General features: G+C 29.8%; 18 protein-coding genes and 2 pseudogenes. 18 read left to right on the top strand and 2 right to left on the bottom strand.

What is annotated here, in order from left to right:
- The first annotated feature begins 5 nt into the window (after window positions 1-5).
- The 17 genes and pseudogenes from ACQZHJ_RS15820 to ACQZHJ_RS15740 all read left to right on the top strand — a co-directional run bounded on the left by ACQZHJ_RS15820 (window position 6) and on the right by ACQZHJ_RS15740 (window position 17,025).
- Complete coding sequence (locus ACQZHJ_RS15820; protein ID WP_430486471.1) at window positions 6-1,076, top strand: mannose-1-phosphate guanylyltransferase; 1,071 nt, start codon at window positions 6-8, stop codon at window positions 1,074-1,076.
- Between the two features lie 162 nt (window positions 1,077-1,238).
- Window positions 1,239-1,808, top strand: coding sequence for a Uma2 family endonuclease (locus ACQZHJ_RS15815; protein ID WP_430486470.1), 570 nt, complete (start codon window positions 1,239-1,241; stop codon window positions 1,806-1,808).
- Window positions 1,809-1,881: 73 nt separating this feature from the next.
- On the top strand, window positions 1,882-2,448 hold the full coding sequence (locus tag ACQZHJ_RS15810) for a DUF3867 domain-containing protein (RefSeq protein WP_430486469.1): 567 nt from the start codon (window positions 1,882-1,884) through the stop codon (window positions 2,446-2,448).
- Window positions 2,449-2,670: 222 nt separating this feature from the next.
- Window positions 2,671-3,249, top strand: a complete 579-nt coding sequence (locus tag ACQZHJ_RS15805; RefSeq protein WP_430486468.1) for a zinc dependent phospholipase C family protein — start codon at window positions 2,671-2,673, stop codon at window positions 3,247-3,249.
- Window positions 3,250-3,330: 81 nt separating this feature from the next.
- A complete protein-coding gene (locus tag ACQZHJ_RS15800) occupies window positions 3,331-3,951 on the top strand; it encodes a TrkA C-terminal domain-containing protein (RefSeq protein WP_430486906.1) in 621 nt (206 codons plus the stop codon).
- A gap of 139 nt (window positions 3,952-4,090) precedes the next feature.
- A complete protein-coding gene (locus ACQZHJ_RS15795; RefSeq protein ID WP_430486467.1) occupies window positions 4,091-4,450 on the top strand; it encodes an ArsR/SmtB family transcription factor in 360 nt (119 codons plus the stop codon).
- A 13-nt stretch (window positions 4,451-4,463) separates the two neighbouring features.
- Window positions 4,464-6,653, top strand: coding sequence for a heavy metal translocating P-type ATPase (locus tag ACQZHJ_RS15790; RefSeq protein WP_430486466.1), 2,190 nt, complete (start codon window positions 4,464-4,466; stop codon window positions 6,651-6,653).
- 470 nt (window positions 6,654-7,123) lie between these two features.
- Entirely contained in the window at window positions 7,124-7,762 is a 639-nt protein-coding gene (locus tag ACQZHJ_RS15785; RefSeq protein WP_430486464.1) for a redox-sensing transcriptional repressor Rex, read from the top strand.
- Between the two features lie 299 nt (window positions 7,763-8,061).
- Entirely contained in the window at window positions 8,062-8,844 is a 783-nt protein-coding gene (locus ACQZHJ_RS15780) for a short-chain-enoyl-CoA hydratase (protein WP_430486463.1), read from the top strand.
- A 49-nt stretch (window positions 8,845-8,893) separates the two neighbouring features.
- Window positions 8,894-10,033, top strand: a complete 1,140-nt coding sequence (locus ACQZHJ_RS15775) for an acyl-CoA dehydrogenase (RefSeq protein ID WP_430486462.1) — start codon at window positions 8,894-8,896, stop codon at window positions 10,031-10,033.
- Window positions 10,034-10,051: 18 nt separating this feature from the next.
- Complete coding sequence (locus tag ACQZHJ_RS15770; protein WP_430486461.1) at window positions 10,052-10,831, top strand: electron transfer flavoprotein subunit beta; 780 nt, start codon at window positions 10,052-10,054, stop codon at window positions 10,829-10,831.
- Between the two features lie 21 nt (window positions 10,832-10,852).
- On the top strand, window positions 10,853-11,860 hold the full coding sequence (locus tag ACQZHJ_RS15765) for an electron transfer flavoprotein subunit alpha/FixB family protein (RefSeq protein ID WP_430486460.1): 1,008 nt from the start codon (window positions 10,853-10,855) through the stop codon (window positions 11,858-11,860).
- A gap of 121 nt (window positions 11,861-11,981) precedes the next feature.
- Window positions 11,982-12,831 (top strand): annotated as a pseudogene (locus ACQZHJ_RS15760) (3-hydroxybutyryl-CoA dehydrogenase).
- Window positions 12,832-13,036: 205 nt separating this feature from the next.
- Window positions 13,037-14,737 carry an ABC transporter ATP-binding protein gene (locus ACQZHJ_RS15755; protein ID WP_430486459.1) on the top strand — a complete coding sequence of 567 codons (1,701 nt, stop codon included), beginning with the start codon at window positions 13,037-13,039 and terminating at the stop codon, window positions 14,735-14,737.
- A 213-nt stretch (window positions 14,738-14,950) separates the two neighbouring features.
- On the top strand, window positions 14,951-15,451 hold the full coding sequence (locus ACQZHJ_RS15750; RefSeq protein WP_430486458.1) for a signal peptidase I: 501 nt from the start codon (window positions 14,951-14,953) through the stop codon (window positions 15,449-15,451).
- Window positions 15,452-15,672: 221 nt separating this feature from the next.
- Window positions 15,673-16,077 carry a C-GCAxxG-C-C family protein gene (locus ACQZHJ_RS15745; protein WP_430486457.1) on the top strand — a complete coding sequence of 135 codons (405 nt, stop codon included), beginning with the start codon at window positions 15,673-15,675 and terminating at the stop codon, window positions 16,075-16,077.
- 9 nt (window positions 16,078-16,086) lie between these two features.
- Window positions 16,087-17,025 (top strand): DNA-3-methyladenine glycosylase family protein, encoded by a 939-nt coding sequence (locus ACQZHJ_RS15740; RefSeq protein ID WP_430486456.1) that lies wholly within the window; start codon window positions 16,087-16,089, stop codon window positions 17,023-17,025.
- An 87-nt stretch (window positions 17,026-17,112) separates the two neighbouring features.
- Here the strand turns inward: ACQZHJ_RS15740 and ACQZHJ_RS15735 are convergent, their stop codons facing one another.
- A complete protein-coding gene (locus tag ACQZHJ_RS15735; protein WP_430486455.1) occupies window positions 17,113-17,418 on the bottom strand; it encodes an HNH endonuclease in 306 nt (101 codons plus the stop codon).
- 106 nt (window positions 17,419-17,524) lie between these two features.
- A complete protein-coding gene (locus ACQZHJ_RS15730) occupies window positions 17,525-18,175 on the bottom strand; it encodes a TIGR01906 family membrane protein (RefSeq protein ID WP_430486454.1) in 651 nt (216 codons plus the stop codon).
- 463 nt (window positions 18,176-18,638) lie between these two features.
- On the opposite strand from ACQZHJ_RS15730, the pseudogene groES reads away from it, so the two are divergent.
- Window positions 18,639-18,922 (top strand): annotated as a pseudogene (groES, locus tag ACQZHJ_RS15725) (co-chaperone GroES).
- Window positions 18,923-18,966: the final 44 nt, after the last annotated feature.

Here is an 18,966-nt window from a genome sequence, read left to right as displayed (position 1 = left end):
GCATAATGCTTTACTCATTAATCTTAGCAGGAGGAAAGGGGACTAGGTTATATCCACTTTCTAGAGGATCAAACCCAAAACAATTTCTAAGTGTTCAAAGCAATGGAAAGAGTTTTTTAGCTAATACTGTGGATAGGATTAGACCTCTAATTGAGAGAGATAATATTTACGTAGTAACAAATAAAGAATATGAAGACAAAATAAGAACTGAGCTAAATGATATAAGAAAAGAAAACATCTTTACCGAACCTGCTAATAAAGAAACTGCAACCTGCATAGGTCTTTCTGCTGCAAAGCTTTTGAAGAAGGATAAGGATGCAGTTATGATTGTACTGCCTTCAGACCATTATATAGAAGGAGATAAAAGTTATCTCAAAACTCTTGAACAAGCCGTAGAGATTGCGGATAAGAAGAGATCTATTATAACCATAGGTATAGAGCCAACTAGACCAGAAACAGGTTATGGCTATATAGAAATGGGTGACAGAACTAATGGAAGCATTCCTACCTTCAAGATAGCAAGGTTTACAGAGAAACCTAACTTAGAAGTTGCAAAAGACTTCTTGTTAAAGGGGACTTATTTATGGAATAGTGGAATGTTCATATTTAGAGCTGATGTTATATTGAGAGAGATAGAGAAGTATATTCCTAAGATGTATAAATGTTTAATGGAAATATATCAACACATTGGAGAAGAGGATGAGGAAGATGTGATAAAAGAGCAATACTCTTTAATTGATGGAATATCAATAGATTTTGGAGTAATGCAAAAAACAAGAAGATCCTTTGTTATAAAGTGTGATTTTTCTTGGGATGATATTGGCACATTCTCAGCTCTCAGTAGATTCTTAGAGCCTAATGGTAATAATAGAACTTCAAAAAATGTCTTTTTAGAAGAATGTGAGAATTGTTCAGTTTTTGGAAAAGATAAATTAATAATAGGTTTTGGAATAAAAGATTTAGTATTAGTTGATGCCGGAGATGTTATTTTGGTTATGGATAAAGGAAGAGATCAAGAAATTAAACACCTATTAAATTCTATTAGTGGTAAGAAGGAATTTAAAGATTATTTGTAAGCCTAATTAAGCTTATGTAAAAAAAGACCTACAACTATATGTAAATAATACATAGTTGTAGGTCTTTTTAATTAAATTTTTATACATCAACTTTAAATTTGTAAAATGTGTTATAATAGACTAAATTTTAGAGAATAATTTCTAAGAGGAGGAGTTGTGAAAATGGCTGTGAAGAGTTTGAATACAAGATGTACTTTGAATGAATTTTTAGAGATGGAAAAAGTAAGTGATATACCATTAGAATATATAGATGGATATGTTTTTGCTAAATCATTCTCATCAATTAAACACAATAAAATAGTAACTAGAATCAATGCTAGAATATATGATTATCTTGTAGCTAAACCTTGTGATGTTTTTTCAGAACAAATAGAAGTTATACTTGGAGATGATAGGGTTAAGCCAGATATTTTTGTTATATGTAGAAAAGAAAATGAGTCATATAAACGATTAGGTCAGTCATTTTTAGAAATACCAAGTATAATATTTGAAGTTGTTTCTCCTAGTAATGCTTCTTTAGATACAGTTATAAAAATGGAATTGTATTCTAATGCAGGGATAAGAGAATATAATTTGGTTTATCAAGAAGGATCAATACAGCAATATAGATTGAATGAATTTGGGTTTTACTATTTAGCAAATTCGTTCAGAAGTGATGAGTTTTATAAAAGTATAGTGTTTAAAGATTTAGAAATTGACTTAAAAAAAGTTTTTAATAGTTTAGACTTTTAAAGTAGTAGACACAATTATATTTTATGATATTATAGTAATAATATAAATTTGAACTTTACGGAGGTATTGTTTTATGAGTGATAGAATTGTTGATTTTAATGAATTAAAGAACAAGGCAAGAGATAAAGATATAGATAATTTTGAATCATATATTTATGATTTATACTACTCAGTAGCTCAAGGGCAAATGAGTATGATGGAACTTTCAAGAGAGATAACTAAATACATGAATGAGAACAATATTTCTCAGGAAAAGTTTTTAAATATTCAAACAGAAATGCTTAAGAGATATGGCTTTGATATGGGTGATATTGAAGGTCAAATGAAGAACTTAGGTATAGATATGAGTAGCTTAGGAATTCAAGGAGGCGACTATGAGAACTTAAGAAAAACTCTTAGCTTCCAAGAAAAATATCAAGGAAAAGTAAAAACAACAGCAGTTACTACATATTCAATTAAAAATGATAAAAATGATATAGAGTTAATTTTAGAAAAAGAAAAAGTTCTTATAACTAGTCCAAAGACAATAAATCTTCAAGATACAGAGTTAAATGAGTTTTTATGCTCATATAAAAAGACCTTATCAGATGATGTTTTAGATATAAGGTTTTGTGAAAATGTAGGTCAATACAACTATTAAGATTAATGGTACCCTAAACATATGATGTTTTAAATTTAATCATATATTTAGGGGCTTTTTATTTCCTGAGGATTAAAAAAATTTTTATTAAAGCGAGATATTTAAGGATTATTAATTAATAATAAATTAATAAATTGTAGGTTGATTTGTAATATACTTTTAATTAATATGATATATCATATTAATAAGAAACTTTTTTAAAAGGGATTAGAGGTAATAGATATGTTAATGAACACACATGTTCTTATTGCACAAAATATATTGAGAGACGTTAAAGTAGATTTTAAAATAAACGAGAAGAATTTCATATATGGAAATGTGAAGCCTGATATGGTTTCAAAATATAAATTAAAGAAACATTACCTAGATGAATCTTTCGATATGATTGTTAATAAGATAAAAAAACTAGCATCTTTAAGTCTGCTAGATTTTAAAAAGAAATTTTCAGTAAGTAGATTTAGTCAAGAATTAGGAGTGATTTGTCATTTTATATGTGACTTTTTCTGCATTCCACATAGTGAGAGGTGGGAATTTAAACATAGCATGAATAAACATGTTAAGTATGAAAAAGAATTAGCTAGTTTTGCTAAAACTTATATTCCTTGTAGAGATCAATATGATGTATGGGGAAATATGTCCGTTGAGCACTTTTTAAAGGAAGCACATAAGGCTTATAAGATGAATGAAAGTTATGCTAATGATATGCAATATGCTTATTTTGCATGTAGAAGTATAATAAAATATATAAATGATTCAATTGCTATAAATACTCAGTCAGTATATATAGGAGCTACTGCTTAATACAAATATTTCCTTTTGGTGTTTAATATGTTAGAATAAAATTAACTATGTAACTAATACATTAAAGGGAAAGGGTATATGATGGATTGTAAAGTTAATGAGCCTATATACAAGCAAATAGCTTTAGATATTGCAGGCAGAATATATAATGATGATATAAAAGTTGGAGATAAGATACATGGTAGATCAACACTAGCAAGTAAGTATAATGTATCACCAGAGACAGTTAGAAAAGCTGTAAAGCTATTAGAAGATATGGAAGTTGTGGAATCTAGTAAAGGTAGTGGGGTTATTATTTTATCGAAAGATAATGCTTATGATTTTATAAATAGATTTCATTCTATTGAAAGTGTAACTTCTTTAAAACATGATATTGAATCATTGATGGAAGAAAAAAAAGTTATTGAAAAGAATATAGGAGATATGATTGATAAGATTGTGGATTATTCTAATAGGCTTAGATATACAAATCCATTAACTCCTATAGAGATAGAATTACCTAAAGAATGTGAGCTTATAGGAAAAAGTATTTCTGAAACTAAGTTTTGGCAGGAAACAGGAGCAACTATAGTTGCTATAAGAAGAAAAGGAGAACTTGTTATTTCTCCAGGACCATATTTAGTTTTTAAAGAAGAGGACAATATTTTAGTTGTTGGAGAAGAAGAAATTTTAAAAAGAATAGAGATTTTTTTAGATAATTAAAGAAAAGCTAAACTGATTATAAAATTTTATAAATTAGTTTAGCTTTTTTTGGTTGCATTTTTTTGTGGACAGACATATAATGAAAGTGAACATATGAGCATTTGTTCATATGATAATATTAAAATTAGGAGTTTAAAATATGAGCAGTAATAAAATAGAGAGTTGTAATTGTTCAATTGTGCATGAAGATATAGTAAATAAAGTGAAGGCACATTTACCAAAGGAAGAAGTTTTATATGATTTAGCAGAAGTTTTTAAGGTTTTTGGTGATTCTACTAGAATAAAGATATTATATGCTTTATTTGAGGGAGAAATGTGTGTATGTGATATGGCAGAATTATTAGGCGTAAGTCAATCAGCAGTATCACATCAATTAAGAGTTTTAAAACAAGCAAGACTAGTAAAGTTTAGAAGAGAAGGGAAAGTAGTATTTTATTCCCTAGCTGATGACCATGTAAAACACATTTTTAATGAAGGATTAGATCATGTATTAGAGTAAAGGAGGGATAAGCATGAAAGACATGAAACTTTACTTAGAAGGATTAAATTGTGCTGGATGTGCTGGCAAAATTGAAGACAAAGTAAATAAATTGAATGAAGTTGATGAAGCAATTTTAAATTTTTCAACTAAGCTTCTTCTAATAACTCCGAAAGATGGTATTCAAGAGGAGGTTCTTGAAGGAAAAGTAAGAAAGATTGTTTTAGATTTAGAACCAGATGTAAAAGTTCTAAAAGAATCTGAGAAAAATAAGATGAAGAATTCAAAGGGTGCATGTTCTTGTCATGATGAACATGAACACGGGCATGACCATGGTCATAGCCATAATGAAGAAAAATCAAATAATAAATTCGGAATAGATAAAAAAGAATTAATAAGACTAGGTGCAGCCATTGCATTATTTATAATAGGTATGATAGTTAATTTAGATAAAGGATATGAGCTTGCAATATTTGGAGTGGCATATATTTTAGCAGGTGGAGAAGTCTTATTAAGAGCATTTAAAAATATCTTAAGAGGACAAGTTTTTGATGAAAACTTCTTAATGAGTATAGCAACAATAGGAGCATTTGCTATTGGAGAGTTCCCAGAAGGGGTAGCAGTAATGTTATTCTATGAAATAGGAGAAATGTTTCAAGATTATGCTGTTAATAGATCAAGAACATCAATATCAGATTTAATGAATATAAGACCAGACTATGCTAATATAATTAGTCTTACAGGTGAAGAGAAAAAAGTTTCTCCAGAAAGTGTTTCAGTAGGATCAATAATAGTTGTAAGAGCTGGTGAAAAGATACCGCTAGATGGTATTGTTCTATCAGGAGAGGGAGCATTAGATGTATCAGCTTTAACTGGTGAGTCTTTACCAAAAGAAGTTGAAAAAAATGATGAAGTATTGGCTGGTTCAATAAATAGAAGTGGATTGTTAAAGATAAAGGTTACAAAGAATTTTGGAGAATCAACAGTTTCGAAGATATTAGATTTGGTTGAGAATGCTGGAAACAAAAAAGCACCAACTGAACAATTTATAACTAAGTTTGCAAGATACTATACACCAGTAGTGGTATTTTCAGCACTAGCACTTGCTTTCTTACCACCTCTATTAATAAGTGGGGCAAGCTTATCTGAATGGGTAGGAAGAGCATTAATATTCTTAGTTGTTTCTTGTCCTTGTGCATTAGTAGTTTCAATTCCTTTAGGATACTTTGGTGGAATAGGTTCTGCTTCTAAAAATGGTATCTTAGTAAAAGGTAGTAACTACTTAGAGGCTTTAAATAATATTGAGAGTATAGTTTTTGATAAAACTGGTACACTAACAAAAGGTACATTTAAAGTTAAAAAAGCAGAGAGCACAAGCAAATTAAGTAATGAAGAATTATTAGAATTAGGAGCATATGCTGAATACTATTCAAACCATCCAATTGCAAAATCAGTTGTTAAAGCTTTTGATAAAACTATAGATAAGTCATTAATATCAAACTATGAAGAAATTCCAGGCAAGGGATTAAGAGTTAATATTGATGGTAGCACAGTCTTTGCTGGTAATGAGAAGTTAATGAAGATGAATAACATAAATACCACTAAGATTGATGAAATTGGAACAGTAATTTATATCGCAAATGAAAAATCAGAACTAGGTTATATTGTTATTGCTGATGAAATAAAAGATGATGCTAAAGAAGCAATAAGTGGGTTAAAGAAGGTTGGAGTTAAGCAAACTGTTATGCTAACAGGTGATAATGAGAAAGTTGGAGATAACGTAGCAAGAGAGCTAGGTATTGACAAAGCTTATTGTAATTTATTACCTCAAGATAAAGTTGAAAAGCTTGAAGAGCTATTTAATAATAAGAGTAAGGATAAAAAGATTGCCTTTGTTGGTGATGGAATAAATGATGCACCAGTGTTAGCTAGAGCTGATATAGGTATAGCTATGGGTGGTGTAGGATCAGATGCAGCAATAGAAGCAGCAGATGTTGTAATAATGGATGATGAACCAAGTAAGATAATAAAAGCAATAAAAATCGCTAAGAGAACAAACAAAATTGTATGGCAAAATATTATATTCGCGTTAACAGTTAAGGTTATAATATTAATATTCGGAGCACTAGGTATGGCTAATATGTGGGAAGCTGTATTTGGAGATGTAGGTGTTACATTAATAGCTATATTAAACTCAAGTAGAATATTAAAAAACAATAATTAAGAAGCGTGAAATTTGTCTAAAGTTGTTGACAGAGATAGGTTTTTTTGATATCATTACATGGTAAGAATACTTTCAGGCATAGGGTATAGATTGTAAATAATTCCCTTAAACTTTTATATTAAACATTATGAAATGTTTAAATAGGCTTGTGTGCACGTAGGGTTTTAGCCACGCAAGCCTTATTTTTTTTGTTAAAATTTATTAAAAGCGTTAAGTAGTGATAAATTAATATGATTTAATTATATTAATTTAATATGATAAAATTGGTAAAAAATATAAGAAATACACTTAAATACATATATTTTTGATAGTGAAACCAAAAGAATGTTAAAATATAGACAAACTTTTTAGGGTATGGTAATATTTTAGAAGGCTAAATTTGTAATTTTATCATTTAAGTTTGAAATACAGTCTAAAAAGTAATTGCTTTTTTAAAAAAAAGATGAACTTTAGAAAGAGGTGCTATTAAAATGGAAAAGAAAAAAGGTATATCTATGGCCGTTATAAAAAGATTACCTAAGTACCATAGATATCTACAAGAATTAATGGAAAATGATGTTGATAGAATATCTTCAAAAGAGTTAAGTGAGAAGATTGGATTCACTGCATCACAGATAAGACAAGATCTTAATTGTTTTGGAGATTTTGGCCAACAGGGATATGGATACAATGTTAAAGAATTATATAATAACATTGGAAGTATATTAGGTCTTACAAGAGACTATAACACTGTTATAATCGGGGCTGGTAACATAGGTCAGGCTATTGCAAATTATAATAGTTTTGATAAATTAGGATTTAAATTAAAAGGTATTTTTGATGCGAATCCAAGAATGTTTGGAATAAAAATAAGAGATGTTGAGATAAAAGATATAGAAGAACTTACTCCATTTGTAAGAGAAAATGACGTAGAAATAGGAATAATTTGTGTACCAAGAGCTAATGCTCAAAAGGTTTGTGATGAACTTGTTGAGGGTGGAATTAAAGGTATATGGAACTTTGCTCCTATAGATTTAGAAGTGCCAAAAGAGGTAACTGTAGAGAATGTTCATTTAAGTGAAAGTATGATGACTTTAGTATATCTTTTAAATCATAGTAATGAAAAATAGAGTGAAATTATCATAGAATAACTTGTAAATATGGAAAAAAATTAGGATATTTCGAAAAAAATACAAATAATATATTGAAATATTTGCTATTAAGTTTTATAATTTAGTTGAAGTGCATTAGTGCTTCAACTATTTTTTTACCTTTGTTTGTTACAAAATTAACAATAAAATGGTTTTTTGTAATAAAAATAGGGGTGAAGCAATACTATTTTTAGTATTGAAAATTTAAATTTGTTAGTTAATTAGTTGTTAAACGATTTAAAACCATACATTTACTATGGTATAAGGGAGGAAATACAATGGAATTAAATAATGTAATCTTTGAAAAAGAAGGAAACATTGGAATTTTAACAATTAACAGACCTAAAGCTTTAAATGCATTAAATTCTGAAACATTAAAGGATTTAAATACTGCAATAGAGCATATTGAGAATGACAATGATGTATATGTAGTTATTTTAACAGGAGCAGGTGAAAAAGCTTTTGTTGCAGGTGCAGACATCGCAGAAATGAAAGATTTAAACGAAGAACAGGGTAAAGAGTTTGGACTTTTAGGTAATAAAGTATTTAGAAGATTAGAAAAATTAGACAAGCCAGTTATTGCTGCTATAAATGGATTCGCTTTAGGTGGTGGATGTGAAATATCAATGGCTTGTGATATAAGAATTGCAAGTTCAAAAGCTAAATTTGCACAACCTGAGGTAGGTCTAGGAATTACTCCTGGATTTGGTGGAACACAAAGATTACCAAGAATAGTTGGTATGGGTAAAGCTAAAGAACTTATCTACACAGGCGACATAATAAAAGCTGATGAAGCTTTAAGAATTGGTCTAGTAAATAAGGTTGTTGAACCAGAAACTTTAATGGATGAAGCTATGACTATGGCTAATAAAATAGCTGCAAATGCTCCAATAGCTGTTAAGTTATGTAAAGATGCTATTGATAGAGGAATGCAAGTTGATATAGATTCAGCTATAGTTGTTGAAGCTGAAGACTTTGGAAAATGTTTTTCTACAGAAGACCAAAAAGAGGGTATGAGTGCTTTTGTGGAAAGAAGAGAAAAGAATTTTAAAAACAAATAATTTTTTGAAATAAAAAATGGTTGTGTGAATTTAAGGAGGGTAATTAAAGATGAACTTTCAATTAACAAGAGAACAAGAATTAGTTAAGCAAATGGTTAGAGAATTTGCACAAAATGAAGTTAAGCCAATCGCTGCAGAGATAGATGAAACAGAAAGATTCCCAATGGAGAATGTTAAGAAGATGGCTAAACTAGGAATGATGGGAATTCCTTTTAAGAAAGAATTCGGAGGAGCTGGTGGAGATACTTTATCTTATATCTTAGCTGTTGAAGAATTATCAAAAGTTTGTGGTACTACAGGGGTTATATTATCAGCTCATACTTCATTATGTGCTTCATTAATAGACCAGTTTGGTACTCCAGCACAAAAAGAAAAATACTTAACTCCACTTGCTAAAGGTGAGAAGTTAGGAGCTTTCGGTTTAACTGAGCCAGGAGCTGGTACAGATGCTGCAGGACAACAAACTACAGCTGTATTAGAAGGAGATAATTACATCTTAAACGGAAGTAAAATCTTCATAACAAACGGTGGGGTTGCTGATACTTTCATAATCTTTGCTATGACTGATAAGAGTCAAGGAACAAGAGGAATTTCAGCTTTCATAGTTGAAAAAGGGTTCCCAGGATTCTCAATTGGTAAATTAGAAGACAAAATGGGTATAAGAGCTTCTTCAACAACTGAGTTAATCATGGAAAATTGTATAGTTCCAAAAGAAAACTTAATCGGAAGAGAAGGAAAAGGATTTGGAATTGCAATGAAAACTCTAGATGGTGGTAGAATTGGTATCGCTGCTCAAGCATTAGGTATAGCAGAAGGTGCTTTTGAAGAGGCTATCGCTTACATGAAGGAAAGAAAACAGTTTGGTAGATCATTATCTGCATTCCAAGGATTACAATGGATGGTTGCAGAAATGGATGTTAAAATCGAAGCTGCAAGATTTTTAGTATATAAAGCAGCTTGCTTAAAAGAAGAGGGTAAACCATATTCAGTAGACGCTGCAAGAGCTAAATTATTTGCTGCTGACGTAGCTATGGAAGTAACAACTAAGGCAGTTCAATTATTCGGTGGATATGGATATACTAAGGAATACCCAGTTGAAAGAATGATGAGAGATGCTAAGATAACTGAAATTTATGAGGGAACTTCAGAAGTTCAAAAAATGGTTATCGCAGGAAGCATATTAAGATAATTTTAGGAGGGCTTTGAGATGAAAATAGTAGTTTGCTTAAAACAAGTGCCAGATACAACAGCTGTTAAAATAGATCCAAAAACAGGAACTCTTATAAGAGATGGAGTTCCATCAATCATAAACCCAGAGGATAAGCATGCTTTAGAAGCTGCATTACAAATAAAAGATAATGAAGGAGCAGAGGTAACTGTAATAAGTATGGGACCTCCTCAAGCTAAAGCTGCTTTAAGAGAAGCTTTATGCATGGGAGCTGATAAGGCTATCCTTATAACTGATAGAGCATTCGCAGGAGCTGATACATTAGCTACTTCAAAAGCTTTAGCAGGAGCATTAAAGAAATTAGAATATGATATAGTATTCGCTGGAAGACAAGCTATCGATGGAGATACTGCACAAGTTGGTCCAGAAATAGCTGAACATTTAAATATTCCACAAGTAACTTACGTTCAAGACGTTAAAGTTGAAGAAGATGGATTATTAGTAAATAGAGCTTTAGAAGATGGATATGAATTAATAAAAGTTGAGGCACCAGTACTTTTAACTGCTATAAAAGAGTTAAATGAGCCAAGATACATGAATATTGCAAGAATATTCGAAACATCTGACGATGAAATCTTAGTATGGTCAGCTGATGATATAGATGTAGATAAAGCTGAATTAGGATTAAAAGGATCTCCTACAAAAGTTAAGAGATCAATGACTAAAGAAGCTAAGGGTGCTGGAGAAATAGTTAAAGAGTCACCTAAAGATTCAGTTACTTATGTATTAGGTAAATTAAAAGAAAAACACTACATCTAAGGATTATGGGAGGTATTTAAGATGAATAAAGCAGATTTCAATGGCGTTTGGGTTTTTGCAGAGCAAAGAGAAGGCCAATTACAAAAAGTTTCATTAGAATTATTAGGTGAAGGTAGAAAAATCGCTGATAAATTAGGTTCAAAATTAACAGCGTTATTAATAGGAAATAAAGTTGAAAACTTAGTTGAAGACTTATCAAGACATGGTGCTGATGAAGTGTTAGTTGTTGACTCACCTGAGTTAGAGCACTATACAACTGATGGTTATACAAAAGCTATCTGCGAGTTAGCTGATGCTAAAAAACCAAACATAATCTTCATAGGAGCAACTTTCATAGGAAGAGACTTAGGTCCAAGAGTTGCAGCTAGATTATCAACTGGATTAACTGCTGACTGTACATCATTAGATGTTGATGTTGAGAGCGGAGACTTATTAGCAACAAGACCAGCATTTGGTGGTAACTTAATGGCTACAATCGTATGTCCAGATCATAGACCACAAATGGCTACAGTTAGACCAGGAGTTTTCGAAAAACTTCCACTAGGTGAAAATGATGCAACTGTAGAAAATATAGAAGTTAAGTTCGAAGCTAACGATATAAGAACAAAAATCGTTGAAATAGTTAAAGAGCACAAAGATATTATGGATATCTCAGAAGCTAGCGTATTAGTAGCTGGTGGTAGAGGTGTAGGTTCAGAAGAAAACTTCACTATGCTTAAAGAATTAGCTGAAGTTTTAGGTGGATCAATTGCCGCTTCAAGAGCAGCTATAGAAAAAGGATGGGTAGATAAAGATTACCAAGTTGGACAAACAGGAAAAACTGTTAGACCAAGCATATATGTTGCTTGTGGTATTTCAGGAGCTATCCAACATACAGCTGGTATGCAAGATGCTGATATGATAATAGCTATAAACAAAGATGCTAGTGCTCCAATCATGAAAATTGCTGACTATGCAATAGTTGGAGATGTAAATAAAGTAATTCCAGAATTCATCGCTCAATTAAAAGCTATGAAAGAGGAAGCTTAATTTAAAATAGGTAATATAACAAGGGTAAACTTATAAAATTTTTCAATTAATGGTGTAGGGCTTTTCTGAAGTGAGAAATCAGAAAAGTCCAATTAAAGAGAGTATTTAGGAGGAACTTAATATGGAAAAGATTTTTGTAATTGGTGCAGGTACAATGGGTGCTGGAATAGTTCAAGCATTCGCACAAAAAGGATATGAAGTAATCGTTAGAGATATAAAAGACGAGTTTGTTGATAGAGGAATTGCTGGAATCAACAAAGGTCTTACTAAGTTAGTTTCTAAAGGAAAAATAACTGAAGAAGATAAAGAAGCAGTTTTATCAAAAATCACTGGAACAACTGATTTAGGAATGGCTGCTGATTGTGATTTAGTTATAGAAGCTGCAGTAGAAAATATGGAAATCAAAAAGCAAATATTTGCTGAGTTAGATAAGATATGTAAAGAAGAAACTATATTAGCTTCAAATACATCTTCATTATCAATAACAGAAGTAGCTTCAGCTACAAATAGACCTGATAGAGTTATAGGAATGCATTTCTTTAACCCTGCAACAATAATGAAACTTGTAGAAGTAATCAGAGGTATGGCTACTTCACAAGAAACTTTTGACAAAGTAAAAGCTATGTCAGAAGCTATAGGTAAGACTCCAGTAGAAGTTGCTGAAGCACCAGGATTTGTAGTTAACAGAATACTTATCCCTATGATAAATGAAGCTGTAGGAATCTATGCAGAAGGAATAGCTTCAGTTGAAGATATAGATACTTCAATGAAATTAGGAGCTAATCACCCAATGGGGACCTTTAGCTTTAGGAGATTTAATCGGATTAGATGTTTGCTTAGCTATCATGGATGTACTATTCAATGAAACTAAAGACAGCAAATATAGAGCTAATAGCTTATTAAGAAAATATGTTAGAGCTGGATGGTTAGGTAGAAAATCAGGTAGAGGTTTCTACAACTACAACGCATAATATTGAAAAGTAAAAAGTTTATATATATAATATTAAAAAATTTTAGATTGAGATAATAGTATAAAAAGAGGTTGGAGTTTTTCAACCTCTTTTTCGTTTTATAAAATTTAAATATTGATTTAATTGAAATATTTAATTATAATTTAAAGAATGAGAAATAATATTATTTAATAATACATATCAATGAGAGATGAAAGGGGAAATTATGCTAAAAAGATTTATAGAATATTATAAACCGTATAAGAAATTATTTATTTTAGATTTATTAGCAGCATTTTTAGTTGCAGCTTGTGATTTAGTCTATCCCATGATCACAAGAAATATAATAAATGATGTTATTCCAAATAAGCAAATAAGACTTCTAGTTATTTTTGCTATAGTACTTACAGTAATATTTCTAGTTAAAGCTGGATTAAATTACTTTATGCAATATTGGGGACATGTTGTTGGTGTAAGAATGCAAGCAGATATGAGAAGGGACTTATTTGCTAAGCTTCAGGATATGCCAAACAAGTACTTTGATAATAATAAGACTGGAGTTTTAATGTCTAGAATAATAAATGATCTTCTAGATATTTCAGAACTTGCACATCATGGGCCAGAGGATTTATTCATATCAATAGTTATGTTACTTGGATCATTTATAATTTTATGCACAATAAATATACCATTAACAATAATTACTTTTGCTTTATTACCATTTTTACTTTTCTATACAATAAAGAAAAGAAATATGATGAAAAATGCTTTTAAAGAAACTAGAGTTAAAACTGGAGAAGTAAATGCTACTATAGAGAATAGTATTTCAGGAGTTAAGGTTACTAAATCATTTGGTAACAAAGAATATGAAATGGACAAGTTCCATAAGAGTAATAATATATTTAAAAGTGCCAGAGAACATGCTTATAAAGCAATGGCTGAATATTTCTCAGGAATGTTCTTCTTAATAGATATGCTTGAGCTTATTGTTTTAATAGCAGCAGGATACTTTACTTACTTAGGAAAAATAAATATAGGTGATTTTGCAGCTTATTTATTATATATAAAGATGTTCTTGCAGCCAATCAGAAAGCTTATAAACTTTAATGAAATGTTCCAAAATGGAATGTCTGGTTTTGAGAGATTCGAAGAGATAATGAATGAGGAAGATGAGAAAGAAATACCTAATGCAAAAGAACTTAAAGATGTAAAAGGTAAGATTTCAATTAAGGATGTTACTTTCAGATATGACAATAAGGAAAGTATATTAGAAAACTTTAATTTAGATATTAAAGCTGGAAAAATGGTAGCTTTAGTTGGACCTTCTGGTGGAGGAAAGACTACAGTATGTAATCTTATTCCTAGATTCTATGATTATGAAAATGGACAAATATTTATAGATGATATTGATATAAGTACTGTAACTTTAAAGTCATTAAGAGAGAATATTGGTATAGTTCAGCAAGATGTATTCTTATTTACAGGAACTATAAGGGAAAATATAATGTATGGAAATCCTAATGCTACAGAGGAAGAGGTTATAAAGGCTTCTAAGAATGCTTGCTTACATGACTTTATAATGGGGTTAGAAGATGGATATGATACATTTATAGGAGAAAGAGGCGTTAAGCTTTCAGGGGGTCAGAAGCAAAGAATAGCAATAGCTAGAGTCTTCTTAAAGAATCCTGCAATATTAATCTTAGATGAGGCTACTTCAGCATTAGACAATATAACTGAATACGAGATACAAAAGGCATTAGAAGAGTTAAGTAAGGATAGAACAACTTTAGTGGTTGCTCATAGACTTTCAACAGTTAAAAATTCTGATGAGATAATTGTATTAACAGATAAGGGGATTGAGGAAAGAGGAACTCATGATGAGCTTATAGCTCTTGGAGGAGTTTACAGTGGGCTTCATAACCTTTAATTGAATTAGGCCATGTTTTAAGTGATTAATGGTTTCTAGAGATATCTTTAGACTCAACTTAAAAAATAGCCATTAATGAAAGCTTGTGGACTAAATTGTTCATAAGCTTTTATTAATTATTAAGTCTTTTTTAAATACCTATAAACAAGGTAATACTTTACATAATATTTGAATATATATATTATAGGACAAATTTTTAGTAAGGGTGATTTTATGGGTGGTAAGAAATTTGGAAATATAATATATTACATATTGATAGGAGTATTAGTACTTATATTAATAAATAACTTTATGAGCAAGTCAGATGCGATTTTTAAGGCTGTAGGATTTAGAACATATACCATATTAAGTGGAAGCATGGAGCCAACAATTAATACTGGTGATTTAGCAGTTGTGAGAAGTGCTGAAGTTAATGAAGTTGAAGTAGGAGATATAATAACTTTTAAATATGATGGTAATGTTGTTACACATAGAATTATAGAAAAAAATGAAGAAGGTTTTATAACAAAGGGAGATAATAATAACGCTGAGGATACAGAAGTGGTTACAGCTAGTGATTTAATAGGAAAAGTTTTATTTAGAATACCGTTTTTAGGATATGTAACTATATTTTTAGCAAAACCTATAGTTATATCAGGACTTGTGTTCTTAATTGCATTGAGTGTTCTTTGGGATACTTTTAAAAGTGATAAAAAGAAAAAAATAGAAGCTTAGTTTATAACATGGAAGGTGATTCATAAGAACACCTATCCATGTTTTTTATTTTAATTCTAAAGATTATTTAGGTGGAAGTAAGTATAATAAATTTGTACAATATAATTTTATTAAACAATGTTTAAAAAGACTATTTATTAATAATTTTTATTAGTATAATATTAAATATGTAGAGTTTTTAGATTTTATAATTAATAAAACTTTATTTTGGAGGAAAAAATATGTTAGTTGAAAAAGCAATAGAAAAATGGGATAAAAAACATGATTTAAATTGTGCAGAGTGCATAATGTATGCTGCAAATGAAGAATATAATTTAAACTTATCAAAGGAAACTTTAAAGGTTATGTCATCATTTGGTGGTGGGCTTGCAATTGGTCACGTATGTGGAGCAGCTACTGGGGCAGCAGGAATAATTGGAGTTATGTTTACAGAAGATAGAGGACATCAAAGTCCACAAACAAGAGAGTTAACAAAAGAGTTTATGGAAAAATTTTATGAGAGATTAGGGGATTACAACTGCACAGAATTAAAAGCTAAATATAGAAAAGATGATGACAGAAGATGTATAGTTATGATAGAAACTGCAGCAGAGGTTTTAGATGAAATCATAAGAAGAGAAAGATAGGTGAAAGAAATGGACGTTAAAAATGTTGTATTTGAAGAAGGAAAAGTTATATTAAAAGATACTCAAAATTTTAATATAAAACAGACTTTTGAATGTGGTCAGTGCTTCAGATGGGAAAGAACTGAAAGTGGATCATACATAGGAGTTGCTTTTGGTAGAGTTATAGAAGTAGCTCAAGAAGGTAATGATGTTATAATTTATAACACAAACAAAGAAGATTTTGAAAATATATGGATGGATTACTTTGACTTAGAAAGAGATTACTCAAAAGTTAAAGAAGCATTATCTTGGGATGATACTTTAAAGAGTGCTGTAGAGTATGGATATGGTATAAGAATATTAAATCAAGAGCCGTTTGAATTAGTAATTTCATTTATTATATCAGCAAGAAATAGTATACCTGTAATAGCTAAAACTATTAAGAAAATAAGTGAAAGATGGGGAAAAGCTATAGAATATAAAGGTAATACATATTACGCTTTTCCAAGTGTAGAGAGTTTAGCTAAAGCTACAGTTGATGAAATAAGAGAAACTGGTGCTTCATTTAGAAGTAAATATATTTTTGATACAACTCAAAATATCTATAAGTGTGACTTAGCTAAGGCTGGAAAACTTGAAGCTTCAGAAGAAGAAATAGAAGAGGTTTTAGCAAAATATGACTTGGAAAAAATAATGGCTATGGATGCAGATTTATGTCATAAAGGACTTCAAGAATTTATGGGAGTAGGTGCAAAAGTTGCAGATTGTATAATGTTATTTTCAATGAAGAAGAGTTCAGCTTTCCCAGTTGATGTTTGGGTTAAGAGAGCTATGATGCATTTCTATGGTGCAGACGATGCTTCATTAAATAAGATAAGAATATTTGCTAGGGAAAGATTTGGAGAGTATTCAGGATTTGCTCAACAATATCTATTCTATTATGCAAGAGAAAATGGAATAAAATTATAAAAATATAGAGGTTGCATCAAAATGCTGTTCTAATAAAACTTGCTGTTTACAAGTTTAAATTCGAAGGTTTTGATACAGCCTCATTTTCTAATAACGACCTTTTTTACGCACAGCTTTTGACTTTTTTATAGTAATATTAGTTTCGCCAGGGTGCTTTTTTATAAATTTTAGATAACGCTTAATCTTTTCATCGTCTCTAAGTCTAGGAACAGAAAAAAGTCTTGTGGCTAATTCATAGTTACTATATAAAGCATGGACCTGTTTATGACAAGGAACACAAAACCATGCAGTTTCTTGAAATCGTCCACCTTTTTCACGAGGAATTAGATGATGTTCTGTTATAATAGGAACTTCTCTTTCACAAAGCTCACATATATGTTTTTCTTTATGCATATTCATCACATCCTAAATACGTAGAATACTTATAAATATTATAATATATGGAGTGAATTTTTTAAAAGTCGTTATATTAAGAATTTGAATAATAGCAAGAAAATATTCATTTTTTATAGCTCTTAGTTTTACTTATATAGATTAACTTTGAAAGTATAGCAATTAGTATTATAGCTACTAAAGCAAATACTCCTAGCGTCATAAAATAAGATTCTGGCAATGCATTTATTATTGGGTCAGTTTTACGATTAAATATCCAGTAATTGTTGTTAAATAATATTTTATGAAATACAGTAAAAACTTTAGAAAAGTTAAAGTAGAAAGCTAGAAGTATTAAAGAGCATATACTGATTACTTCATAAAAAAATAAGTTTAGAGCCTTAAATGAGAATTTTAAATTGAATTTTTTCCTTGATATAAATAAGAAAATAAATAGTAATAAGCAAGCTATACCTATTAAATAAACAGAAGAAAAAATAAGTTTAACTTCTAAGAAGTGGTAGGCTCCGTTAGGACTCATAGCAAAATTTTCAAAAATAAGTTCATTTTTATTAGGGTGATTTAAATAGGATATGATGTTTAGATAGTCAGTCATTAGTTCTTCTCTAGTTAAATTATTTATTTCTACTAGATTAGTTGAGTTTATAAATAGAGAATATATTATTGGTGAAATATTTAGAGTTAATAAAGTTGAAAATATAATTGCACTAATTAATAAATAGATAGAAAAAGTTAAGTTACTCACTTTCTTAATCATTTGAAACTCCTTAAAATAATCTTTTTTTGTTATTCTAGACTTTTTTATAAAATATTAATCAAGCAATACATATTTAAAGGATAAATTTCGTATTAATTTATAGTATGTGTTGTATTAATTAAGGGCAACTTGTCTATAATTAAAAAACATAGTATAACAGCTAAATTATATAAAAAATCAAATGATATACTACTAAAGATAATGGAAAGGTTCTTAATAGTATATCATTAATAAAGAGATAAGTTGGATGGAAAGAAATTTAAAGAAAAATAAAGCATTTTATAGAAATTAGAAGTTAATTTAATTTAAAAATGGAAAATAATAATAAAATATTGTAAATTAATAAATTTAGTTATTGAATTTAGAACTGGTAAATTATATTATATTAATAAGAATTAGCACTCTGCAATAAAGAGTGCTAAATAATTGAATAATTATTAGCATTTTTGAAGGAGGGTTTTTGATGAATATTAAACCACTTGGAGACAGAGTTGTCATAAAGAGATTAGAGGCTGAGGAAACTACAAAAAGCGGTATTATAGTTACTGGTACTGCAAAGGAAAAACCACAAGAAGCAGAAGTTGTGGCAGTAGGCCTGGGGCAATAGTTGATGGAAAAAGAACTGAGATGGAAGTTAAAGTTGGAGATAAGGTTTTATACTCTAAGTATGCAGGAACAGAAGTTAAGTTTGAAGGCGAAGAATATACTATATTAAGACAAGACGATATACTTGCAGTAGTAGAATAAATTAATTGAAGATATAGAACTATATAATCGTAATAAATTTGGGA

Origin of the sequence: Clostridium sp. B9 (assembly GCF_050509515.1) — a bacterium.
In the GTDB taxonomy this organism is placed as follows: Bacteria; Bacillota; Clostridia; order Clostridiales; family Clostridiaceae; genus Sarcina.
Note: the sequence above shows the minus strand (reverse complement) of the source record. Positions and strands in the feature narration are given on the sequence as shown.

Excerpts from the sequence above, each read along its gene's own strand:
- ACQZHJ_RS15745 (WP_430486457.1), top strand. The coding sequence starts at position 15,673 with ATGTTAGTTGAAAAAGCAATAGAAAAATGGGATAAAAAACATGATTTA.
- ACQZHJ_RS15780 (WP_430486463.1), top strand. The coding sequence starts at position 8,062 with ATGGAATTAAATAATGTAATCTTTGAAAAAGAAGGAAACATTGGAATT.
- ACQZHJ_RS15790 (WP_430486466.1), top strand. The coding sequence starts at position 4,464 with ATGAAAGACATGAAACTTTACTTAGAAGGATTAAATTGTGCTGGATGT.
- ACQZHJ_RS15800 (WP_430486906.1), top strand. The coding sequence starts at position 3,331 with ATGGATTGTAAAGTTAATGAGCCTATATACAAGCAAATAGCTTTAGAT.
- ACQZHJ_RS15815 (WP_430486470.1), top strand. The coding sequence starts at position 1,239 with ATGGCTGTGAAGAGTTTGAATACAAGATGTACTTTGAATGAATTTTTA.
- ACQZHJ_RS15810 (WP_430486469.1), top strand. The coding sequence starts at position 1,882 with ATGAGTGATAGAATTGTTGATTTTAATGAATTAAAGAACAAGGCAAGA.
- ACQZHJ_RS15775 (WP_430486462.1), top strand. The coding sequence starts at position 8,894 with ATGAACTTTCAATTAACAAGAGAACAAGAATTAGTTAAGCAAATGGTT.
- ACQZHJ_RS15730 (WP_430486454.1), bottom strand. The coding sequence starts at position 18,175 with ATGATTAAGAAAGTGAGTAACTTAACTTTTTCTATCTATTTATTAATT.
- ACQZHJ_RS15740 (WP_430486456.1), top strand. The coding sequence starts at position 16,087 with ATGGACGTTAAAAATGTTGTATTTGAAGAAGGAAAAGTTATATTAAAA.
- ACQZHJ_RS15765 (WP_430486460.1), top strand. The coding sequence starts at position 10,853 with ATGAATAAAGCAGATTTCAATGGCGTTTGGGTTTTTGCAGAGCAAAGA.
- ACQZHJ_RS15750 (WP_430486458.1), top strand. The coding sequence starts at position 14,951 with ATGGGTGGTAAGAAATTTGGAAATATAATATATTACATATTGATAGGA.
- ACQZHJ_RS15770 (WP_430486461.1), top strand. The coding sequence starts at position 10,052 with ATGAAAATAGTAGTTTGCTTAAAACAAGTGCCAGATACAACAGCTGTT.
- ACQZHJ_RS15785 (WP_430486464.1), top strand. The coding sequence starts at position 7,124 with ATGGAAAAGAAAAAAGGTATATCTATGGCCGTTATAAAAAGATTACCT.
- ACQZHJ_RS15805 (WP_430486468.1), top strand. The coding sequence starts at position 2,671 with ATGTTAATGAACACACATGTTCTTATTGCACAAAATATATTGAGAGAC.
- ACQZHJ_RS15795 (WP_430486467.1), top strand. The coding sequence starts at position 4,091 with ATGAGCAGTAATAAAATAGAGAGTTGTAATTGTTCAATTGTGCATGAA.
- ACQZHJ_RS15820 (WP_430486471.1), top strand. The coding sequence starts at position 6 with ATGCTTTACTCATTAATCTTAGCAGGAGGAAAGGGGACTAGGTTATAT.
- ACQZHJ_RS15735 (WP_430486455.1), bottom strand. The coding sequence starts at position 17,418 with ATGCATAAAGAAAAACATATATGTGAGCTTTGTGAAAGAGAAGTTCCT.
- ACQZHJ_RS15755 (WP_430486459.1), top strand. The coding sequence starts at position 13,037 with ATGCTAAAAAGATTTATAGAATATTATAAACCGTATAAGAAATTATTT.